A 22,674-nucleotide genomic window follows, 5' to 3' on the forward strand; every position below is an offset into this window, starting at 1 on the left:
ACACCCGGCACAGCTGCTCGCTGGCATACCCCTCCATGCTAAGCACTGTGGCAGTAGCATTGCAAATCACTGCACATTCCAGGTCAAGCTCAATACAGGCTTTCAGCATCGCTATATCCTCTTCGTTCAAACAGGCGGTTGCACATTGGTGGCAGGCAACGGCACAGGCCTGGCATGCCTCCAGGCAGCGTTGATACTGTTGATTGGTCATAAAAAATGCATTTACAGGTTAAACAATTTCAATACTTCCCTGCCCTTTAACCACAATATACCGGCCAATATATAATGCAGATGCTGCTTGCGCGCGCAGAAAATATTAACCGGAAATTAAATTTTGCTACTTTAGCAGGGGGGTGTTCAACATGTATGCACACTTATATAATGACAAAGAACTGTTCCGGCTTATCTCGGAAGGCGACGAATCCGCTTTCCGCCTGCTCTTTCGCCGGTATGTTCCTGAACTGCGCCCGCTCATCCTCCACCTCACCAAAGCGCCTGCTGTTACAGACGACATCGTCCAGGAAACCTTTCTGCGGCTGTGGATCAGCCGCGATAAGCTGGCCGGTATAGAAAATCCCCGCTCCTGGCTGCTGCGCATCGCTTTTCACCAGTCATTTTCCTATCTCCGCAAACAGGCCGTGCATCATAAGGTCATGAATGCTATTACTGTGAGCACAGCTGCGGAAGAACAGGTTAGCCCCACTGAAGACACCCTCCGCTACCACTCCCTGTTAACCCAGGTACGCACTGCCGCCGGGCAGCTGCCGCCACAGGCAAAACGTATTTACCTGCTCAGCAGGGACAAAGGCCTTAAAATACCGGAGATCGCCAGGGAGCTGTCCCTCTCGCCCAACACCGTTAAAAATTCCCTGGTAAGATCGCTGCAATTCATCCGCAAACAACTGGAGCTGGCCGGTTACCTGCTGCCCCTCCTGGTGGTAAGCTGGCTGGCCTGAAAAAAAAATTTTATTTCCATAGGTCCTATATGCCCGGTTGCGCGTCTGTTAGTTCAGGGGGATGTTCCGTACCACGAAAAGGAGCATGCTGCTGCGTTATGAAAGTTTCACATTAACGAGATACAAAAACATAGCAAATTGTCAACACAAGACCGTTTAGCATACCTGTTGCAGCAGGCGGTAAGCCACGCCGCCACAGCCGCCGAGCTGCAGGAGCTGTCAGACCTTATACAGGCCGATGAAAGCGGGCAAACCGCGCACCTGGCGGCTATGCTCATACAGGAACAGCTGCCTGCGCAACCTGCGGATTACGACGAAGCTTACTGGGACCCGGTAGCCAACGCTATACTGTCGGCCGATAAACCGGCAGCAATACCCGCCGGTAAAAAAGTGCCCCTTATACTGCGCCGGGCATGGATGGCCGCCGCTATTACCGCAGGCGTGCTATTGCTGGCCGGAGGCGCTTACTGGGTGCTGCATCGCCCCGCGCCTGCTCCCCTGGGTGCTGTTACAACACCTGCCACCCACGATGTGGCGCCCGGCGGCAATAAAGCGGTATTAATACTGGCAGATGGTACGCAGGTGCCGCTGGACAGCACCACCAGCGGCGTGCTGGCGCAACAGGGCGGCACCACCGTATCTAAACAAGGCGCCGGACAGCTGGCCTATACCAGCAAAGGAGCCGCAGGCAATGCCAGCATACAATATAACACCCTGCGCACCCCGCGCGGCGGCCAGTTCCGCATTACCTTACCTGATGGCACCAATGTATGGCTCAATGCCGCCAGCACCATCACCTACCCTACTGCATTCAATGGCAGCAGCCGCCAGGTAACGCTCAGCGGCGAAGCTTATTTTGAAGTAGCGGCCAACGCGGCAAAACCGTTCCGGGTAAATGTGCTTACGCATACAGCCAACCGGGCCGACAGTATGCTGGTAACCGTATTGGGCACCCATTTTAACATCATGGCCTATGATGATGAACAGCTGGTAAAAACAACACTGCTGCAGGGCGCTGTACAGGTGAGCAGTCATGGCAGCAGCCGGCAGCTGCGTCCCGGGCAGGGCGCCAGCCTGGATAAGCAGCGCAGCACGCTGGCGTTGCAGGACAATGTAAATACAGAAGAAGCAGTTGCCTGGAAGAACGGCTTTATACAGCTGGAAGGCAACGACATTACTTCGGCCATGCGCCTCATAGCCCGCTGGTACGATGTGGAGGTGGTGTACAAAGCGCCGGTGCACGCGCACTTCCGGGGTATCATACCCAGGAACGTGCCGGTATCGCAGGTATTAAAAATGATGGAGCTGACAGGAGAAGTACATTTTGAAATAAAAGACCGGCAGATCATTGTATCGCCGTGAACCAATGCCACTATGAAGGATATACGTTAATAATACCACGTTAAAAACTGAAACATATGAGTCCCTGATGTTTATTCCAATACCAATGCCAAGGCCTAAAAAAAACCGGGCGCGTTCGCGGCGCACCCGGTACGTTCAGGCCTGTAATTACAATCGCTTACGGCAATTTTCATTATCCACCCAAACCATACAAATGTATGCAATTGACGCTTTTTTCCCAAAGCGGGCCAACCGGCTTTGCATGGGGCAAAACATTTCCACGATTATCTGTAAAAACGTTACTGATTATGAAACTAACGGTACTTTTGATGACCATTACCCTGATGCAGGTACATGCGGCAGGGTATGCACAAACAGTTACCCTTTCGCAACGTAACATTCCCCTTGACCAGGCTTTTAAAGAGATACGCAGGCAAACCGGCTATGCATTCCTGTACACCGATGAGCAGCTGCAGCAGTTGCCGAAGATCAGCCTGGAGCTGAAGGACGCTTCCCTGAAAACAGCGCTGGACGCCTGCTTCCAGGGCCTTCCGCTCACTTACAGCATATCGGACAGGATCATTATTGTTAAACGTAAAAGCCTGCCGGCGCCGGCCGGCGCACCGCCCGGCAAGGAAATAAAAGGCACCGTTACCAATGGCAAAGGGGAGCCGCTGCCCGGCGTTACCGTGCAGGTAAAAGGCACCGGCAAAGGCGTGGTAACCAATGAACGGGGCGAATACACCATTACCGTACCGGACGACAACGCCGTGCTGCTGGTTTCATCCATTGGCTATGATAAAAAAGAGATCGCCGTAGCAGGTAAAACCACGCTGCCTGTTATCCTCACCGCCACCGCATCTACCATGAACGAGCTGGTAGTGGTAGGTTACGGCGAACAGAAAAGAGGCTCCCTCACCAATTCCATTACCTCTGTTTCCACCAAAGCATTTGAAGATCAGCCGGTGAACCGGCTGGACCAGGTGCTGCAGGGCCGGGCAGCCGGCGTGCAGGTAACCAATGCCGCAGGATCGCCCGGCGGCAGCGTAAGGATCCGCATCCGCGGCGCCAACTCCATTAACGGCGATAACAGCCCGTTGTATGTGGTGGATGGTTTTGTGGGCGCTGAGTTCTTTGCCATTAACCCGGACGACATTGCATCCATACAGGTGTTAAAAGATGCTTCCGCTACTGCTATTTACGGCAGCCGCGGCTCCAATGGTGTTATTATTGTTACCACCAAAAAGGGCAGTAAAGGCGGCTTAAAGGTGAACTTCACCAGCCGCTATTCTGCTGCCACTGTTATTAAAAAACTGCCGTTGCTGAATGCCGGCGACTTTGCCGAAACCGCCAATGCGCACGCCGCAGCGGTAGGCACCACACTGCCGTTCACGGATGCGCAGGTAGCGGAATACCGCGCCAAAGGCGGTACCGACTGGCAGGATGAAATATTCCGCACCGCCCCCAGCCAGGAGTATATGCTCAGCCTTTCCGGCGGCAGCGATAAATCAACCTATTTTATTTCCGGCAACTACCTCGACCAGGATGGCGTTATCAACAATTCATCGTATAAGCGCTACACGGTAAGGTCCAACATCAATGCCGACCTTTCCAGCCGTGTATCTACCTTCCTGAACATCACCGGCTCGTACAGCACCGCGCAGAATGTGGATATACCGGCCGATGGCCCCAGCAGCCCGCTGGCGCAGGCCATCACCTGGTCGCCCACCGTACCGGTACGGCAGCCCAACGGCAGCTATACCGCCAGCGACCCGGTAGGCTCCATCTTCTTTAATCCCGTGGCATTAACCACCGACCGCTTAGCGGTAACAGACCGCATGCTGGCCAACATGATAGGCGGTTTCCGTTTTGAGATACTGCGGGGCCTGAGCTTTAACCTGCAATACGGCGCCAACTACCTGGGCTACGAGAACAAAAGCTTTGCCGGTAAAATCACCAACTCCGGCACTGCTACCAGCAGCTACCGCTCCAACAAGGAAATACGGCTGCAAAACACCAATACGCTGAACTATCACCGCCTGTTCAACAACGTGCACAGCCTGGATGTAACCGCCGTGGCAGAGTACCAGCAATCTACCTTCAACTACGTATCTGCCGGCGCATCCAACCTTACGTATGAGCATTTCCAGTGGAACAACCTGGGACTGGGCACACCCGGCAGCCCGTCTTCGGGCTATTCAAAATGGGGGCTGTTCTCGCTGGTGGGCCGCGTTAACTACGGCTATAACGATAAATACCTGGTGTCTGCAGCGCTGCGCCGCGACGGCTCATCCAAGTTCCTGGGCAATAATAAGTACAGCTACTTCCCTTCTGTTTCCGCCGGATGGGTAATCTCCAACGAGCCCTTTATGCAGCAGCTGCCGGTTATCAGCACCTTAAAGCTGCGCGGCAGCTGGGGCCTTACCGGCAGCCAGGGCGTAAATGCATACAGCACCTTTTCGTCTTACTCCAACAGGATCGCATCTTTTACCAATTCCACTTTCCTGAATGGTATTATACTGGGCAACATCGGCAATCCCGACCTTAAATGGGAAACCACGGAACAAAAGAACGCCGGGCTGGATGTTGGCCTGTTCAATAACCGTATTAACCTTACCGCCGACTACTTTGTAAAAGACACGCGCGACCTGCTGCTGAATGAAACACTGCCCCTGTACCTGGGCGGCAACAGCATTACCCGTAATGTGGGCAGCGTACAAAATAAAGGCTGGGAGCTTTCTTTAGACGCTACGGTAGTAGATAACGCCGCCTTTAAGTGGAACAGCTGGCTGAATGTATCGTTCATTAAAAACAAGGTCGTGTACATTGGCGACGGCAAGAGCGTGATATTTGATCCTAACACGCGCAAAATAGGCGGCGGCATGTCGCCCCAGTCGGAGTTTGTAGTAATGCCCGGGCAGCCGCTGGGCGCTATATGGGGCCTCACCTACCTGGGCACCTGGAAACCCGGCGACGCCAAGGCGGCTGATTACGGCGCCAAACCCGGCGACTCCCGCTACCTGGATGTGAACAACGACGGCCTTATAGACGCCAGCGATTACGGCGTAATAGGCACCGGCATACCGCGTACCTCCCTGGGCTGGAACAATACCTTCACCTACCACTCTTTTACGCTTAACTTATTATTCCAGGGCCTGTTTGGCTTTGATAAGCTGAACTATAACAACGCCGCTGCCATGTACTACGGCGGCGACACACGGGAAGCTACCCTGGCAGATATAAAAGACCGTTACATACCCGGCGTGAACGAAACATCGGATATACCGGCTTTCAGCACCACCAACCGCAACTTTACACAAAGCACCCGCTTTCTTGAAAAGGCGGATTTTGTGCGGCTGAAGAATGTGAGCCTTTCCTACGATATTCCCAGGGGTAAGATCAAAAATGTGCTGGGCGTAAAGGTGTTTGTAAGCGCTACCAACCTGCTTACGTTCACCGGCTACAGCGGCATTGACCCCGAAGCCAATTCCGATGCAGGCGATATACGCCAGGGCATTGACTTTGGCTCTTACCCTAATGCAAAAACCATTACCGGCGGCGTTACGCTCAGCTTTTAAAATATAACGCACATGATTAAACGTATTTACATGAAAAAGATATACCTGGCTGCCCTGCTGCTACTGGCCGCAGGCTGCAGCAAACAGCTTACAGAAGAGCCCAGGGGCCTGGTGGGCGGCGCCGCCGCTTTAAGCAGCCAGGCAGGGCTGGAGGCCGCGCTTACCGGCGCTTACGGCAGCTTAATGGTGCCGTGGACCAGCGGCTTTACCAGCGTATCACAGATTGCCATGACCATGGGCGGCGATGACCTTACCACGCACCCCGGCTCCAACAAAGAGGAGTTCCGCGAGTTTGACCGCTTTAACGTAAGCTCCCTTAACAGCAGGATGACGCCTATATGGCTGGGCTGCTATAAAACCATACAATCCGCCACCAATATCATTAACAACTATAACCAGGTAGAGGATGGCACTGAAGCAACCATTCACGCCATTGTAGGCGAAGCCAGCTTCCTGCGCGCGCTGTGCTACTACTGGCTTACCCGCCTGTGGGGCGAAGTGCCTGTTATCCCTTCGGAAGTGTACTCGCCCGAATACCTGCATCTTACCAAAAGCAAGCCCGCAGAAGTGTATAAGCTCATTGAGGAAGACCTGGCAAGGGCCGAAGAATGGGTACCCAACACCAAACGCGATCCCGGAAGATGCAACAAAGGCAGCGTAAAAGCTCTGCTGGCAGATGTGTACCTGACAGAAGCCGGCTGGCCGCTGAAAGACCAGTCGAAATACGCACTGGCAGCTGCCAAGGCAAAAGAGGTGATAGACAATAAGAGCACGTACGGGTTTGACCTGTACCAGGATGGCTTCCTGAAAATATTTGCCGGCGGCACGGTAGAAGATGTGTTCACCTTGTTCACCCGCGGGCAATGGTCAACCTACAACTCCTTTTACGGCCTGTCTACCATGCCGGAGAATGAAGGCGGCTGGAGCGATTTTTTCCCGGAGCTGAAATTCTTTAACAACTTCCCGGCAGGGCCGCGTAAAGATGCTACTTTCTCCACCGAGTTTGTAGTAAGCGGCGATACCATTCCCTGGCAGCAAACCACCACCAAGCACCCATATTATAAGAAGTTCACGATACAGCAGCCGGGCAACAAGGCCGTGTACATGTCCAACAACCCCGTGATTATGATCCGCTATGCACATGTGCTGCTCATTTATGCAGAGGCCCAGGCGCGCGCCGCAGGCGCCCCCAACAGCGACGCCTATACGGCGGTAAATGCCGTGCGCCAGCGCGCGGGGTTAGCGCCGCTGCCGGCCGGCATGTCCGGCCCCGACTTTGCCGCTGCCGTGGTAAATGAACGGGCATGGGAATTTGCAGGAGAATGGAACCGGTGGTTTGATTTGGTGCGGCTGGACCAGGTGGCCGCCGCCAATGCAGATAAAGACCCCGCCGACCTGGAGCCCGCAACCACCATTACGCAGGACAAATACTGGATGCCCATACCCGGCGTAGATGCCCTGGTAAACCCGAATTTATAAACAACTTAACAGGTAATATCCTATGATCACCATTGCCTGAACCACGTAAAAAGAAAACCCGGGCCGGCGCTATAGCAAGCGGCGCCGGCCCTATTTATCCACGTTAAAAATGAAACGTTATGAAAAACATTTCGACACTTTGGGTGTTGCTGCTTGTTATGCTGTGCAGCGCCGGCAAACTACAGGCACAATACCTCCTGCTGGATGATATGGAAGGCCATGGCCCCTGCTCCGGCAAATGGACCTATTATGCAGGCAACACCACTACCGGTAAAATAGAGTTTGGTGTGGCCAACCCCAACCCGTCGGGATTGAACACCAGCCCGCTGGTGGCCAAATTCACCAAAGACACTACCTGCTTTGAGTACATGGGCGCCACCTGTAACCTGCCGGACTCGTTTGACCTGTCGACCAACAGCAAATTCAAAATGCTGGTGTACTGCAGCACCAAAGACGAGATTATGTTCAAGCTGCAACCCGGCGACAATTACGGCAAAGCCGTATACTTCAGCTACAAGGTAAGCCAGGTAAACCACTGGGAAGAAGCTACCTACGATTTCCAGAGCGTAAAGAACAGAACAGACTTTAACCGTGTTGAAGTACATTTCATTGACGGCCGTAAAGCCAACGGCATCCTGTATTTCGACCTGGTGCAAGGCCCCAACCCTACCGGCATTACCCTGAAAGACACCAGCATTTTAATGGGCCAGGAAAACGGTGCGGTGCTTACCGCAACCGTACATGGCAGCACGTTTGACAGCGTGCTTACCACCAGCGGATGGACAGGCGCTAACCTGCCTGCCGGCGTAACCATTGGCAATGTGCAGCGCATTAACGATACTACCGCACATATTACGCTCAGCGGCAGCTCGCCCGCCAACTATTCCCGCACCACGCTAAAGCTGCTGGTAGCCGGCAGCCAGCTGGCCGCCGCCAACACCAGCGCCTATACGGCAAAAGGCAACGTGGTATTTGAAGGCAACCCCAACTGGACAATGATATTTGCAGATGAATTTAATACCGATGGTAAACCCGATGCCGCCAAATGGAAAGTAGACCCGCAGCCCAAAGGCTGGATCAATGGCGAGCAGCAGGTGTATACAGATACTACGCATGACAATGCCCGCATACGGAACGGCAACCTGGTGATCACCGGTAAAAAAGATTTCCCCACGGGCAACACCACCGAGCCCTGGTCATCGGCCCGCCTGATCACACAGGGCAAAATGGATTTCCTGTACGGCAAGGTGGAAGTGCGCGCCAAACTGCCACGCGCAAGAGGCTCATGGCCCGCCATATGGCTAATGCCCACCAGCAGCGCTTACGGCGGCTGGCCCAAAAGCGGCGAGCTGGATATAATGGAGCACGTAGGCAATAACTTCGGCACCGTACTATCCACCGTGCACACGCAAAACCATAACTGGACAAACGGCGGCGGCGTGTATGCCACCAAGGTAATGCACGATGTAGATACGGTTTACCATACCTACAGCATGGAATGGGCCGCAGACTCCATTGTGTTCCGTTACGACAGCATGCATGTGCTCACCTATTATAACCCGCATACCGACTGGAAAGACTGGCCCTTTGACAAGCCCTTTTACCTGATACTGAATGTGGCCATCGGCGGCGGTATGGGCGGCACCATAGTGGATGCCGACTGGCCCGACAGCATGCTGGTAGATTATGTGCATATTTACCAGAAAGGGCTGGGCACCCCTGTGCTGGACAGTGTAGCAGTAACGCCGAAAGATGTTGCCTTTTTACCCGGGGTAACACAACAATACACCGCCAGGGCGCTGGACCAGAACGGGCATGTAATGAGCGCCACACCGGTGTGGAGCATTACCGGCGCAGGCAACAGCATTACTGCAGGCGGGCTGGCCACACTGAACGAGTCGGGCACTGTTACCGCTACCGTAACCATTGACAGCATCACCAAAACCGGCAGCACCTTTGTGAATAAACGCCAGGCCGACTACCAGCCCATACCCGCAAAAATAGAAGCAGAGCACTTTGACAACGGCAATGCATGCTGCACCGAATCCACGGCAGACGCGGGCGGCGGCGTAGATGTAAGCTACATTGGCAGCAGCACCTGGTTTGAGTATGATATTGACGTGCCGGACTCCAGCGAATACCGCATACAGTTCCGGGTAGCAGTGAACACGGCCTCCAGCCTGAAAATACAGCTTGACAGCACCGTGCTGCAAACCGTAATGCTGCCGGCCAGCGGCGGCTGGCAAAAGTGGATCACGGTAACGTCGTTACCTATACGTTTAATGCCGGGACAGAAAACCATCCGCATCACCAGCAACAAAGACGGCTGGAACTTTAACTGGTTGCGCTTTGTACGCGCCGACTCCATTCCCTTAACGCGCATTGTTGTTAAGCCGGACACTGTAACGCTGAACACCGGCGCCACGCAGCAGTTCACCGCCACCGGTTACGGGCAGGATAGCAGCGTGTTTATGATAAACCCTGTATGGACTGCATCCGGCACAGGCGGCAACATTAGCGGCAACGGGCTTTTCAGCGCCGCCACGCCGGCTGATTATACCATTACAGCTACGGCAGATACCGTAAGCGGCGTTGCCACCGCCCATGTAATTGCGCCCCCCGTGCTTACACGAATGGTGCTTACGCCCGATACCGTTACCGTGCCCATAGGCGCATCGTGGCAATTTACCGCCACGGGCTATGACCAGCGCGACAGCATTTTCGCTTTCACGCCGGTATGGACGGTTACCGGCGCAGGCAACACCATCAGCGCAAGCGGTATATTTACAGCCGGCGCCACGCCCGGCACTTATACAGTAACCGCAACAGGCAATGGCCTGAGCGACACCGCGGTGGTTATCACCGCTTATACCTGCACGGTGAATGACCGGTACGAAGCCGAAAGCGCCTCTAACCGCGCTACCGGCCCTTACCTGGAAACCACCACGGATGTTGACGGCGGACAGGATTTTACCAACCTGCATGTAAGCGACTGGTTTGCATACAGTACGCTGAATGTGCCGGCCACCGGAAGGTACACCATCAGCATACGGGTATCATCTACCATGGCGGCCACCATATGGATAGGACATAGCGGCAATAATTTTGGCACCATCAACATACCGTCTACCGGCGGCAAGTGGCAAACCATTACCGATACCATGACGCTGCCGGCGCTTTCCTATACCGGCATTCACGTAGCATCCGGCTACTTTAAGTTCAACTGGTTCAGCATCAGCAACTGTGCCGTTGCGCCGGATTCCAGCGCCCGCATGGCTTACAGCAGCGTAAAAACCATTGCGGAAACAGGCGGTATAAAAAAGGTAAGCCTCTACCCCAACCCTACCACCGGGCTGCTGGTGGTGGAGCTGCAGGAACCGGTGTATAAAACAGCCGCGTTGCTGGATATGCGTGGCAACATTGTACAGCAATGGACCATCCCCGAAGGGCAAACGCGTATTACCCGCAACATCGGCAACCTGCCCGGCGGCACCTACATTTTAAAACTGGAGAACGGACGCCGGCAAAAAACGTTCAAAGTCATTAAGCTCTGATAGATTTTTTTGCTATAAAAAAGGCAGGCCTGAAGACAAACTGATCTTCGGGCCTGCTTTATTTTTATGGCGTTCTCATTTAGATATTTAAACGCACAAAAGCGCTGCCATTGCGCCACCAGCCCGTAATTTGCGATTTAAATATTTGTATTTTCCGCCTGAAATTGCTTACCTTGGACCAGCAAGTATCACGTAAAAGGAACAGCACGATTCAGGTTCTTGTAAATAGATCGTTTGTCCCGGAAGCCCTCAGCCCTGTTACTCAAATAACCAGACCTTTATGATTCAAGCAACCACGCATGAAGCTTATTAATACCCTCTGTAGTATACTTAACATGGGCGCCAGCCATGTACTGATAGTGCGCTACGCCGCCATTGGCGTAATACTGGTCATTACTGTGCTTACCCTTATGCGTTACCTGCAATATAATAAAGCGCGGGTAGCCGCGATGAGCGCGCAAATACGTGAGCTGGAAAAAGCCAACCGCTCCCTGAAAGTTTTTATGCGCGAGCTTACGCACGAGATCCGCACGCCCCTGAACGCCATTTACAGCATTGCGCAGCTGAAGCTGACGGATGCGCCGGACAACCCCTACAACGCGCAGCTGCATTATGCCTGCCACAATGTGCTAAGCATTATTAATAATGTGCAGGACCGCAGTAAAATAGAAGCCGGCCAGCCGGATGAAGTGATACGCGAGCTGTTTGACGTACGCAGCTGGGCGCAGGAAGTATGCAGCATTTACCAATACCTGGCCGGCGCCAGGCGCATACAGCTAAAGGTAGAAACAGCCCCGCAGCTGCCCGCGCTTATGTATGAAGATAAAACCTGCCTTACCAAAATAGCCAATAACATTATCGGCAACGCCATTAAGTTCAGCCCCGGGAACACTATTGTAACGGTAAGCATATCGCAGGCCGGCGGGCAATGGCAGATAGCTGTAAAAGACCAGGGGGCGGGCATTAGCCGCGAAAAGCTGGTAACCCTGTTTGATGAATTTACCCGGGAACGCATCAATTTTGCGGAAGGCACGGGCCTGGGGCTTAACATTGCGCAAAAGCTGGCTTACCAGCTGCAGGGCAGCATACAGGTGTTCAGCGAGCCTGATAAAGGCGCCTGCTTTATTATTTGCCTGCCGGTACAGGAATGCAAAAACATGCCGCCCGCGGCCGGCCACACCGGTTATGCCGATGATCTTATTTTCAGCGGCCGCAGGCTGCTGCTGATAGAAGATGATCCTATGAGCCGGCAATACCTGCAAAGGTATTTGCAAAGCAAGGGCTTTGAAGTAGTGGCGGCGGAAGATGGCATGGAGGGCCTGTACCGCGCCGGCTGCGCCCCATTTGACGTTATTATTTCCGATATGGGACTGCCCGGAATAGGCGGACGGGAGCTGCTGGCGCACCTGAAAGCCAACCGGTACCTGTCGCATATACCGGTTATTATTACCTCTGCCGACACCGATATAAGGGACGAGGCACTGCAGGCAGGCGCCGCCGGCTGCCTTATAAAACCAGTGGATTTTAAGCTGCTGCACAAGGTGCTCAAAGCCACCGTACTGCAGGCTGCGCTGGCGCCGGAAACCCGCGCATAAAGCCGGCAGTGGCTGGTTTTTGTATTTGTGATTAAAAAGGTTTACCTTGTTCTTAATTAACGGAACAGCTGTTATACGTTCTCAATAACCATCATCTTTAACCGTCACATGAATACCCGGGCTGGTTACACAGATTCTAACGCACCCCTCTTATGACGAAACTGACACAGATTATACGGACCATTATACGAGCCGGCACCCAAAACGCAGACGAAATAAACAAGCATGCAATTATTGCGGTGAACCGCTTTAGCCTGGTATCGCTGCTGCTGACCGCCGGTTTTGGCATTTTCTTTTACGCGCTTACGGGCGAATGGGTAATACTGGCTGCGGGCCTTACAGAAGCCGTTTTGCTGGCAGGCGTGCTGTGGCTCAACAGCCGGCGCCGGCACCTGGCCGCCAGCTATACCTACATTTGCATCATTAACGCCTCGCTGGTATATTTCAGCGCTGCATTTGGCGCTATTGTAGAAGTGCACCTGGCCTTTCTGCTGCTGCTGGGCGCCTCCCTGCTGTTCTTCCGGCAGGATAAGCACCGGGGCATCAGCATTGGTATTACAGCGCTTACCCTTATTATCTGTAAATACAATTACTCCTATCCGCTCATTGCGCCCATTCTGCAAACATCGTCTGAGCAACTGATGCTGCAATGGGTAGCAAGGCCCGGCATTATCCTGCTGGACTCCCTGGTGCTATGGTACTATAAAAAAACCAATGAAGCCCTGTACAACAGCTTAATGAAACGCAGCCAGGAGCTGGAAGCCGCCAATGCCTACAAGAACTTTTTTATACGGGTAACCAACCATGAGCTGAAAGGCCCGCTGAACGCCATTCACGAGATCAGCCAAACCCTGCTGCTGCATGATGAGGTAGAGGAAAACCCTACCCTGAAGCCCCTGGCGGAAGACCTGTACACGGCCAGCAGCAGCGCCATGCTGGAGGTAACCAATGTGCTGGATATGTCGAGAATTGAAGCCGGCAAGCTGCACGAAGTAGATAACGCCCCCTTTAACATACGGCAGTATATCACTAACCTGTGTAAAGTACACCAATACTCCGCCAGCCGTAAACAGGTACAGGTAATAACAGAATTCCAGGAGCAGCTGCCGCCGGTTATTATTGGGGATAAGGCCAAGCTTACCAAAATACTGGGCAACCTGCTGATAAACGCTATCAAGTTCACGGCAGCCAAAAGCCGCGTAACCGTAAAAGCAGGCATAAAGGATAAACAGCTGTACCTGGCGGTAAAAGACCAGGGCAAAGGCATTCAGCCGGAGCGGCTGCGTACCATTTTTGACCCGTTTGAAACAGAGCAGAACAGCCTGCTGGAAGGCAGCGGGCTGGGACTGTTTATTACCCGCCACTTTGTAGCGCTGCTGGGCGGGCAAATAGCCGTGCAAAGCACCCCGGGTGAAGGCACTGTGTTTACCATACTGCTGCCCCTTGTTACCGGGCAAAAAGCTTCCCCCGCCAAGCCGGATGCCATTGCTCCTGTAAACTACCAGGACAAGCAGGTACTGATCTGCGAAGACGACCAGATCAGCCAGCTGTACCTGGCCAAGTTCCTGGAAAGAAGCGGCTGCACTACCCTGCTGGCGGATAACGGCGCCATGGGCATATCCATGGCGTTACAGGATATGCCGGACCTGGTGATTATAGACTCGCACATGCCGGTAATGAGCGGCAAAGCCACTATTACGCATATACGCCAGCATCCCCGCCTGCAGCACCTGCCGGTAATAGTAATTTCAGGCGATGCATACCCGGGAGAAAGTGAGGAGCTGCTTGCAGCCGGCGCCAATGAATACCTGGTTAAGCCGGTAAGCTTTAAAACATTGAACGACGTTATAGGCAAATACCTCACCTCTCCTGAATATGAATGGCAGCGCTAACCCACAGACGGCTGCTCAGGCCATGCGGTAACGGGCAGTGTCCATACGGCTCCAGTCGATATTACCCCGCATCATCGTAGCCAGTGCATTCACAAAGCGCAGCAGCTCGCGGTTGGCGGCATCACCAAATGCCGGCAAATGAGCGGCCAGCTGTATAAATTCCTTTACCTTACCATCGTGTATTTGTGTGGCTTTGAACACCGCATCTTCCAGCGGCAGGCCTTCGTGGTTTTTCAGCAGCATTACCAGGTTCATTTCATCTCCCTGCTCCAGCTCTTTCTTATAGGAAAAAAGGTCGTTGGCATAGCAAATAGTGTCTGAGCACAAGGTAATGAGGGTTTGCACGGTACTATGCCAGCGCATTTCCTCCGGCAATTGAATGCCTTCCATAATCTCTACCAGGTCGGCAAAGAAGTTGGCGCCGCCAAACTCCTGCCGGAACTGCATGTACTCTTCCACGGCAGGCATGCGGTTTTGCTTTACCAGCTCAATGCGCCACAGGTTGGCCACAAAAGCGCGCTTCATACTTTCTGCAAAACGCTGCTGCCAGGCAGGCGTACTGCGGCGGCAAATGCGCTCCCAGAAATTGCTGATGGCGGCCAGCGCCGGGCCATGCTGCGGCAGGGTTTTTCTTTCATGCAGCACCAGTATGCGGCGCACCTGCTCCAGGAACATTTCAAAGTTCGCTTTGTTACGAACAGCTTCGGTGTCGGCGGTAGCTACGTCGTACTGGTCGTCCAGCACAAACAGCAGGGTGTTAAGATCAGCGGCTATGCACAATGCCTCCAGGTCGGCATTGGGAAACATGCGCGCTACCATCCAGGTGAACTTCTGCTGCCGGTAATGATCCATTACCGCATCGGAAGTAATAAGGTTAAATGTTTTTACCCATTGCGCGGTATGCGCATCGGCCTGAACGGCTAACGGGTTTAAACGGGTTGGAAAAGGGCAATACAATGCCGGATAACTCATTGAGTTTTTCGTGAGTGCCATAGGAAATAAATTTTGTTTGGGGATAAGATAGCTAAATTTGAGCAATAAGGAGGGGAACGCCGCAATAGCGGCCGATAGCGGGCTTACACTGAAATTATGCTGCAGCGCCGTTGTAATTAAGAATGAAGAATGAATAATTAAGGGGCGGGTGTTAAACAGATGCGGGAAGATAGCGCATGGCCGGCTACAAATTTGAATGCGGGCTAATTCACACCAACGTAAAAGTATACACGTAATGCATATGAGATAACCGCCCTTACTTTTACATTCTACATTTTACATTTGATATTTTACATTCTCCTGAACGTTTTTTCAAGCAGGGCGCGCGCCGCGGCCTCCCCGCTGTCCGCTGCCATGCTGAGCCAGAACATGGCATAGGTTTCATTTCTTTCCACGGCCAGGCCGTTCAGGTAATAGCAGCCCACCTCTTTCTGCGCACCGGTTTTGCCTGCTTCCGCCGCCATTAGAAAATAGCGGAATGCCTTCAGGTGGTCTTCCTTGGTTACTGCATTGCGCTCATAAAATGCTGCCAGGCAATACATAGACTCTACATGCCCTACAGCGGCGGACCGCTCGTATAACTCCACGGCTATACGAATATTATGGTTATTGGCGGCGCCCAGCTGCGGCTGCAGGTGCCCGTTGCTGTCATAGGCAAACGTGCCTTTCAGCAGCTCATAGGCCAGGCGGTTCTGGCATTCGGAGCCTGCAACGGTGGCGCCCTGGTGCAGGTAACGCGCGGCTGCTTTCAGGTTACGGGCTTTATGATCGCCATAAAAAACAGCTTTGAACGCGGGAAAGCAGCAACCTTCCTCATCCTGCAGATCCAGGTCGGCGGTTTTGCAATACCACTCTGCTGCGGCATAAGGATCACGGTCTTCCTCATACCCTTTATCAAAATAACGTGCCAGGCACGCCATGGCCTTCAGGTAACCCAGGGATGCGCTTTTCATAAGATATTCCAGCGCCAGTTTCCGGTCGTCCCGGTTAGGCTTGAAAAAATAGCCCGGCACCAGGTGCACGCTTCTCCACAGCAGGCGGCCTTCATATATGCGCTTGCCTACCAGGTAATAGCAGTGCATGCTGCCGTAATGTATGCCCAGGTTCACATAATGGGTAGCAATGCTGTAATCGTGTGTACGCGACCGTTTTTCCAGCTCCATTTCTGCCAGGCGCGCACAGGCCCAGCCGCTGCCCTGCTGCACAATTTCCTCTAACAGCTGGATGGATTTCAGGCGGTTAATAACAGCGGTATTGCCGCTCTCCCCTTTCCAGTACAGCTGCACCAGCTGTTCGCCCGCGGCAATGCATCCTTCCTGCAGGGCGGTATGGTAGTAGTTCAGTGTTTTTAAAATGTGGCGGGGCTGCGCGTTTAGCCCTTTCCGGTATATATTGCCCAGGCGCATCCACGCGGCGGGATGGCCATAACGGGCAGCGCGGCGGTAGTAAGCCACGGCCTGCTGGTTATGCGGGTTGGCTGCCGTAAGGCAGCCGGCGTAGTCGTATATCAGCATAATGTTCTCGGGGTGGTAGGCCAGCGCCTCCTTAAAGTAATGCAGGGCTTTACTCCACTCCTTACGGCAGGCATAGAACCGTGCCAGCGCAGGGGCGCCCCGGTGCGGCGACAAACGGTACATGGTTTCAAAATGCGTGAGCGCTTCTGACGGCGCATGTTTGCCCAGCCAGCAATACCACGCATAATGGCCACGGTACACGGCCCTTACCTCATTACGTGCATGAGCAGGCAGCCCGCTGTACAAAAGGTAAGCGTATGCCTGCATACTGTCGGACCATACATCGGGCGGCCGCTGGTACAGGGGCATGCCTTCCTTAACAGCTACCTGGTGCATTTCCGGCGGTGTTTTACGCAGGGCATCCAGCATGGCTATACGTAAAGTAACGGATTCAGGCTCCAGCTGCAGTGCTTTTTTGTACCAGAAAGGCAGCTGGTGCAGGTCGCCCTGCTCATCCAGCACAAATTCCCTGGCAGTGCCGTAGCGGGGGTCCACGGCGTTCATATAGCCCAGGTACAACCAGGCATGAAAGGGCCTTGCAGAAAGCGTTACCGCAGTTTCCAGCAACGCTGCCGCGTGGTCCATTCCTTCGTTAAGACTTTTTAAACTGTAAACGGATGCGGCAGCTGCGGGCAGCGCCCCTCTTTTCGTATATGCGTCGGATAAAATACAGTCGGCAAGAATAATATGCGCTGCATATGACTGCGGGTAACGGGCCAGCCATTGCGCGGCAAGCTGCCGCGCACTTTTCAGCTTAACAGGATAAAGCCGCAGGTATTTTTCCAGGTCGCCCGGCGTATTTTCCGCCTGTTGTTCGTAGCGTTCCTGTATTCCCCGGTATAAATATTCCAGCGTATCAATATCCTCCTCACGCACCAATTCCAGCAAAAAAAGAAAGTTTTTCAATCCGTTGTTCTGCATCATTGTTTCACCACAAATGTATTGGTTAAAATGCGGGTAACTGTTGTTCTGCAGGAACTGCTTTTCAAGCGGATACAGGTCCCAGTGCAAGTTCTGCAATTTACAACGGTTATTTGTTAATGAGATGTAAATGATTGTGAGTTCACTAATACGGACAAGAGTTTTGTATTGCAAAAACCCTCCCGCATAGCAGGCGGCGGCATGAAAAACACATGGCTGATATAAACAGTAAGCTGCTGGGAAATAATAGGGTGAGATGGGATTATTGGGCACTGTGACGGCATTTTGCTGCCAATAGCAGCCTGTCCGATATGATTATGAGCCGGGGCAATATGTACGGTGAAATAATGAGCGCCAGGCAGCAGGTATCATTCACTGCAGGCGTATAATTTATAATGATTATCCGCTTTCTTATACCATCCTCCCTGAAAACCCTTCATAGCAAATGGTTTTGCAAAACCGGCACTTCCGGCAGGACGGCCTTCCAAAGCCGCTGCAGGCTTGATGTTTGAGCGGTATGCCTGCGCGGCGCAAACGGTATCAGGGCACTGATTTAAAGCCATGCCCGTTTCCTTTATTCAGGTGCTCCATTAAATGTACGGCAATCGCATTCACCAGCTCGTTGTTTACTTTACTGCCGGGTGCAGGTTCAAGCACCCCATTCTCCCGGCGGTAGTAATCAACGGCGTGGTCTTCATCTATCAAAACGCGGTAAAAGGCAGCCCCCTGCTCATGGTGCGGCTCAACGGTAACTACATGGTTTTCTCCCTGCAGGTCAAAATCGAGAATAAATGATTCCATCCTACAAATTACAAAAATTGCCGTATTTAGCCGTCATCGTTTCATCTGCAGCCGTTGAACAGCAGCTTGATCAGCAGGCTGTTATGCTACCTGTAAGGAACAGTAATAACATTCAGCGAAGCCGGGGCAGCGTTTACGGTAAACCGGCTGCCGGCGGTTAGCTGGTGGGTAACCGGCACTATGTTTTGCGGCTGATCCAGTGTGTTAATAGTCGTTGTACTGGCAGTAAGCACCTGCTGACCGGCCTGCGCTGCTTTAGGCACCTTTACCCCCTGCAACGCTATTTGCAGGGACCGGGGCTGTGCACCTGCATTCACTATTTTCAGGATTACGGTATGTGCATTGGCATCAATAACCGCGCTGGCATACAGGCTGTCTTTACCGGCCAGCGCTTCGCCGTTGCGCAAAATGGGCACTACCTGTGTGCCTTTGTTAACGGAGAACAGCTTTTGCACATAATAGTTAGGAGTGCCTACTGTGCGCAGGTTATCGAACCAGATAAGGTCCGGCCGCCACTGCCAGGCATCCACATGGGCAAACAGCGGAGCATAGGAGGCCATCTTCACCACATCTGCATTCCTTTCCAGGCCTGTCATAAAAGCGGCTTCCGCCAGGGCGCTGCCCCAGGTGTTGCGGCTTTCTGCTTCCGGGCCTTCCTTGGTGTGGGCGGCATATTCGCCTGCAAATATCTTTGGGCCTTTGCTGCGGTCGTAATGATCGTAGCGGGCGGCATTGGAAAGAAACCATTGCGGGGGCATGTAGTAGTGCTCGTCAATAAGATCGGCGCGGGTATCTTTCAGCTCCTTCCATAAATAATCGAACATGGGGCCTTTGGAGAACGGCCCGGCGCTGGACACCAGCTTTATCTGCGGGTACTTTGATTTTATAGCCTTTTCAAAAACCCTGTACCGTTCTATATACTGCGGGTCCCATTGCTCATTGCCTACCCCCATCATGGTTAAATGAAAGGGCGCTGGGTGGCCCATATGGGCGCGCAGCGCGCCCCATTGGGTAGTGGTATCGCCGTTGGCAAATTCAATGAGGTCCAGCGCATCCTGCACGTAAGGGTCCAGCTCATTCATGGCCGCCACTTCGCCGGTATTGAACTGGCAGGCCATGCCGCAGTTAAGAATGGGCAGCGGCGCAGCGCCTATATCTTCCGCCAGCTGAAAATATTCAAAGAAGCCCAGGCCAAAGCTCTGGAAATAATCCGGCGTGGAGCGGTGTGCAAACTCGGTGTTCCAGCGGTTTACGATGAGCGTGCGCTCCTCTGGCTTACCTACCGTTTTTTTCCACTGGTAGCGGGTGGCCAGCTCGCGCCCTTCCACAATACAGCCACCGGGAAAACGGATAAAGCCGGGATGCAGGTCGGCCAGCATTTGCGCCAGGTCGGCCCGCAGGCCATTGGGCCGGTGTTTCCAGGTATTATCGGGGAACAGCGATACCATGTCAATATCTATTTTGCCCTGGCCTTTAAACAGCAGCTGCAGCTTTCCTTTGGCTGCGGCGCCGGTAGCGGTAAGCGACGCCTTGTACACCTGCCAGCCGTCACGGAAGCCGCTTAAAGCAGCTTCGCCTATGGGCGCTCCATTCTCATCCAGCAGCACTATCCGGGCCTGCAGCTGCTTTCCGTTTGCTGCATTGGCCCATACGGAAAAATTATATTGTGCTCCTTTATGAATGCCCATGCCGCGGAAGCCTTCATTTGCCAGGCCATAGCCGCCGTTGGGCGCATTAACGGTAATGCCGGCGTAACGCGGGTTGGCGGTGTTGGCGGATTGACGGTTTACAATGAGTATATGGCCGGTATCGTTGTTTTGTTTTACCTCTTTCCAGCCCATGAGCGGGCTGTTAAACTCAAAAGAGCGGTTCTTTACCATTTCGGCATACAGGCCGCCGTCGGCCGCGAAATTGATGTCTTCAAAGAAAATGCCCCACATGTGCGGCGGCACGTCGGTAACAGGTTTGCCTGCCTGTACAGTGAGCTGCACCTGTGCAGATGTGATGTAACCACAGAGTAATAACGTGGCGCATGCCAGCAATTTTTTACAATGCATATCTATAGGTTAAAATGTTTGAATGATCATTCTTCTACAACCGCCACAAAACCATCATTGGTTCCCATTTTTATTTCCGTTGTGCCGTTGCCGTTGTATTCGCGCTGTGTAAAGTATTCATCTCCCCCGGCGCCGGTGAACAGGGTGCAGCGCCGGCCGCCAAAATCAGCCGGGCGCAAGGTTATTGCGCGCGGAGCGCCTGCGTTGATACCGGCTACGTACCATTTGCGGCCGGCCTTGCGGGCCAGCACCACGTAGCGGCCGGGATAGCCGTCAATAAAACGTACATCGTCCCAGGCTGCAGGCAGCGTGCTTAAAAAGGCTTTTATAAAAGGCGGCATATGCGCCATACCTTCCGGCGTTTCGGCAAGGTGCTGTACGCCGGAGAGAAAAATTACAGGCAGGGCCAGCTCAAAGGCAGCGGTAGTAACGCGTTGTATGCCCGGTATTTTATACAGGCACATGGGCGTAAAATCCATCGGGTCAAACGCATTGCGGGTAAAGGGCAGCATAGCGCAATGCGCCGGCTCTTCATTGGCGTTTTCCTGTGCAAAGGTGATGTATTCAAAGCCCTTTATGGCTTCTGCTGTTACCAGGTTGGGATAGGTGCGCTGCCAGCCCCTGGGCAGGGTGGCGCCGTGAAAGTTCACCATTAAATGATGGGCGGCGGCGTCCTGTAATATCTCCTGGTAGTACTGTATCATAGACTGGCCGTCGCCGCCGAAGAAGTCGATCTTTACGCCGGCAACGCCCGTCTTTTGCAGGCGGCTGAACTCCTGTTCCCGTGCGGCATGCGTCAGCAGCTTGCTACGCGGATGGTAAGGCGTGGTGTTCCAGCTGCCTGCGGAGTTATACCACAGCCATACGCCTACGTTCTTTTGCCTGGCCGCCGATACCAGCAGCTGTATGCTGTCGTACCCGATGCGGGTGTCCCAGTCAACATCTATGAGGCAATATTCCCAGCGCATACCGGCGGCATAATCAATAAAACGCTTTTGCGTGGCGTAGGTAACGGAGTTGTCTTTCAGCAGGGCCCAGCTCCAGGCGGCTTTGCCGGGTTTTACAAAATCAAAGCTGCCTTTTACAGCAGGCGGCGCCAGGTCGGTGCCCAGCGTGGAGGCTGCAATGGCGGCCAGCGGGCCTACCGCGATAATACGCCAGGGCGTGTGCCAGGGCAGGCGCGATTGCGGTAAATATCCGCCGCCGGGAAATACTTCCTGCGGCCCGGGAAAACCGATGGTATAGGCGGTTCCCTTTGCATTATTTAAACGCGAAGCGCAATAGCTCCCATCTACCGCGGCTTCTGAAATAAGGGCCCATACATTGCCGGCGCGGAACAGCGCGGGAAATACCCACCCGCTTTTTGTGGGCGACGGTGCGCCAACGGCTATCTCCTTTTTATAATACTCTTCGTAGCAGGGGTTCACCTGCTCCCACCCTGTTTTGGCATCGCTCATGGGCTGCAGCCATGCTTTGGCGGTATTATTAAAATGAAAAGAGGTGGTTTCCGCGGTAATACTTTTTACGGCAGTATCGTGGTCCGGGAAAAAATAGCGGAAGGCCACACCGTTATCCGATACGCGGAAAATAATATCCATGGGCTGCTGCTTTGCATTGCGCAGGTGCAGGGTAAGCTCATTGGCCATATAGTTGCACTCGCGGCGTTTGCCGGTGCGCAATACATAGTGGTTTGCTATTATGGAGGCTGCTGTGTCTTCCAGGGTAAGGCCTTTTGAAAAGTCGCCGTCTGTACGCATAAGGCCCAGCGCAGACGGCGCCAGCACCGGCTGCCCGTTGTATTGTATGGCGTACTGCCATTGCTGTTGTTTGGTGGCTGATATTTTCACCTGTAGCTGTTTGTCAGGACCGGCAATAGTAAAAGTTTGCGGCAGCTGCGCATGGCTATAGCATGCCTGCAGGCATAACGTGGTGATGGTAAGGATGCGTTTCATGATACGACCCTAATATACGATTATTATTTGTACAATTGACA

The 22,674-nt window shown here is 53.4% G+C and carries 12 protein-coding genes and 1 pseudogene; 7 read left to right on the forward strand and 6 right to left on the reverse strand.

Annotated features, from left to right (window positions below):
- Positions 1-211, reverse strand: a pseudogene (locus VFS25_RS14175) (four-helix bundle copper-binding protein); the annotation flags it as partial.
- A 151-nt stretch (positions 212-362) separates the two neighbouring features.
- Here VFS25_RS14175 and VFS25_RS14180 point away from each other — a divergent pair.
- From VFS25_RS14180 to VFS25_RS14210, 7 genes are all read left to right on the forward strand, one after another.
- Entirely contained in the window at positions 363-956 is a 594-nt protein-coding gene (locus VFS25_RS14180) for a sigma-70 family RNA polymerase sigma factor (protein WP_326462813.1), read from the forward strand.
- A gap of 138 nt (positions 957-1,094) precedes the next feature.
- Entirely contained in the window at positions 1,095-2,318 is a 1,224-nt protein-coding gene (locus tag VFS25_RS14185; RefSeq protein ID WP_326462814.1) for a FecR family protein, read from the forward strand.
- A gap of 287 nt (positions 2,319-2,605) precedes the next feature.
- Positions 2,606-5,875 carry a TonB-dependent receptor gene (locus tag VFS25_RS14190; RefSeq protein WP_326462815.1) on the forward strand — a complete coding sequence of 1,090 codons (3,270 nt, stop codon included), beginning with the start codon at positions 2,606-2,608 and terminating at the stop codon, positions 5,873-5,875.
- 30 nt (positions 5,876-5,905) lie between these two features.
- Positions 5,906-7,354, forward strand: coding sequence for a RagB/SusD family nutrient uptake outer membrane protein (locus tag VFS25_RS14195; RefSeq protein WP_326462816.1), 1,449 nt, complete (start codon positions 5,906-5,908; stop codon positions 7,352-7,354).
- 119 nt (positions 7,355-7,473) lie between these two features.
- Positions 7,474-10,908, forward strand: a complete 3,435-nt coding sequence (locus VFS25_RS14200; RefSeq protein WP_326462817.1) for a carbohydrate-binding protein — start codon at positions 7,474-7,476, stop codon at positions 10,906-10,908.
- A 299-nt stretch (positions 10,909-11,207) separates the two neighbouring features.
- Positions 11,208-12,503 carry an ATP-binding response regulator gene (locus tag VFS25_RS14205; protein ID WP_326462818.1) on the forward strand — a complete coding sequence of 432 codons (1,296 nt, stop codon included), beginning with the start codon at positions 11,208-11,210 and terminating at the stop codon, positions 12,501-12,503.
- Positions 12,504-12,655: 152 nt separating this feature from the next.
- Complete coding sequence (locus tag VFS25_RS14210) at positions 12,656-14,395, forward strand: ATP-binding protein (RefSeq protein ID WP_326462819.1); 1,740 nt, start codon at positions 12,656-12,658, stop codon at positions 14,393-14,395.
- 15 nt (positions 14,396-14,410) lie between these two features.
- Here the strand turns inward: VFS25_RS14210 and VFS25_RS14215 are convergent, their stop codons facing one another.
- From VFS25_RS14215 to VFS25_RS14235, 5 genes are all read right to left on the reverse strand, one after another.
- On the reverse strand, positions 14,411-15,388 hold the full coding sequence (locus tag VFS25_RS14215) for a terpene synthase family protein (protein ID WP_326462820.1): 978 nt from the start codon (positions 15,386-15,388) through the stop codon (positions 14,411-14,413).
- A 290-nt stretch (positions 15,389-15,678) separates the two neighbouring features.
- Positions 15,679-17,913 carry a hypothetical protein gene (locus VFS25_RS14220; protein ID WP_326462821.1) on the reverse strand — a complete coding sequence of 745 codons (2,235 nt, stop codon included), beginning with the start codon at positions 17,911-17,913 and terminating at the stop codon, positions 15,679-15,681.
- A 450-nt stretch (positions 17,914-18,363) separates the two neighbouring features.
- Complete coding sequence (locus VFS25_RS14225) at positions 18,364-18,624, reverse strand: hypothetical protein (RefSeq protein ID WP_326462822.1); 261 nt, start codon at positions 18,622-18,624, stop codon at positions 18,364-18,366.
- An 86-nt stretch (positions 18,625-18,710) separates the two neighbouring features.
- On the reverse strand, positions 18,711-20,681 hold the full coding sequence (locus VFS25_RS14230; protein ID WP_326462823.1) for an alpha-L-arabinofuranosidase C-terminal domain-containing protein: 1,971 nt from the start codon (positions 20,679-20,681) through the stop codon (positions 18,711-18,713).
- 26 nt (positions 20,682-20,707) lie between these two features.
- Positions 20,708-22,633: a glycoside hydrolase family 97 protein gene (locus tag VFS25_RS14235; RefSeq protein ID WP_326462824.1), complete on the reverse strand. Its 1,926-nt coding sequence runs from the start codon at positions 22,631-22,633 to the stop codon at positions 20,708-20,710.
- Positions 22,634-22,674 lie beyond the last annotated feature (41 nt).

Source organism: Chitinophaga sp., assembly GCF_035761305.1.
Classification (GTDB): domain Bacteria; phylum Bacteroidota; class Bacteroidia; order Chitinophagales; family Chitinophagaceae; genus Chitinophaga.

Bases quoted from the DNA above. Each gene is read 5' to 3' on its own strand.
- VFS25_RS14230 (WP_326462823.1), bottom strand. From the start codon at position 20,681: ATGCATTGTAAAAAATTGCTGGCATGCGCCACGTTATTACTCTGTGGT.
- VFS25_RS14190 (WP_326462815.1), top strand. From the start codon at position 2,606: ATGAAACTAACGGTACTTTTGATGACCATTACCCTGATGCAGGTACAT.
- VFS25_RS14195 (WP_326462816.1), top strand. From the start codon at position 5,906: ATGAAAAAGATATACCTGGCTGCCCTGCTGCTACTGGCCGCAGGCTGC.
- VFS25_RS14205 (WP_326462818.1), top strand. From the start codon at position 11,208: ATGAAGCTTATTAATACCCTCTGTAGTATACTTAACATGGGCGCCAGC.
- VFS25_RS14215 (WP_326462820.1), bottom strand. From the start codon at position 15,388: ATGGCACTCACGAAAAACTCAATGAGTTATCCGGCATTGTATTGCCCT.
- VFS25_RS14235 (WP_326462824.1), bottom strand. From the start codon at position 22,633: ATGAAACGCATCCTTACCATCACCACGTTATGCCTGCAGGCATGCTAT.
- VFS25_RS14210 (WP_326462819.1), top strand. From the start codon at position 12,656: ATGACGAAACTGACACAGATTATACGGACCATTATACGAGCCGGCACC.
- VFS25_RS14225 (WP_326462822.1), bottom strand. From the start codon at position 18,624: ATGGAATCATTTATTCTCGATTTTGACCTGCAGGGAGAAAACCATGTA.
- VFS25_RS14200 (WP_326462817.1), top strand. From the start codon at position 7,474: ATGAAAAACATTTCGACACTTTGGGTGTTGCTGCTTGTTATGCTGTGC.
- VFS25_RS14180 (WP_326462813.1), top strand. From the start codon at position 363: ATGTATGCACACTTATATAATGACAAAGAACTGTTCCGGCTTATCTCG.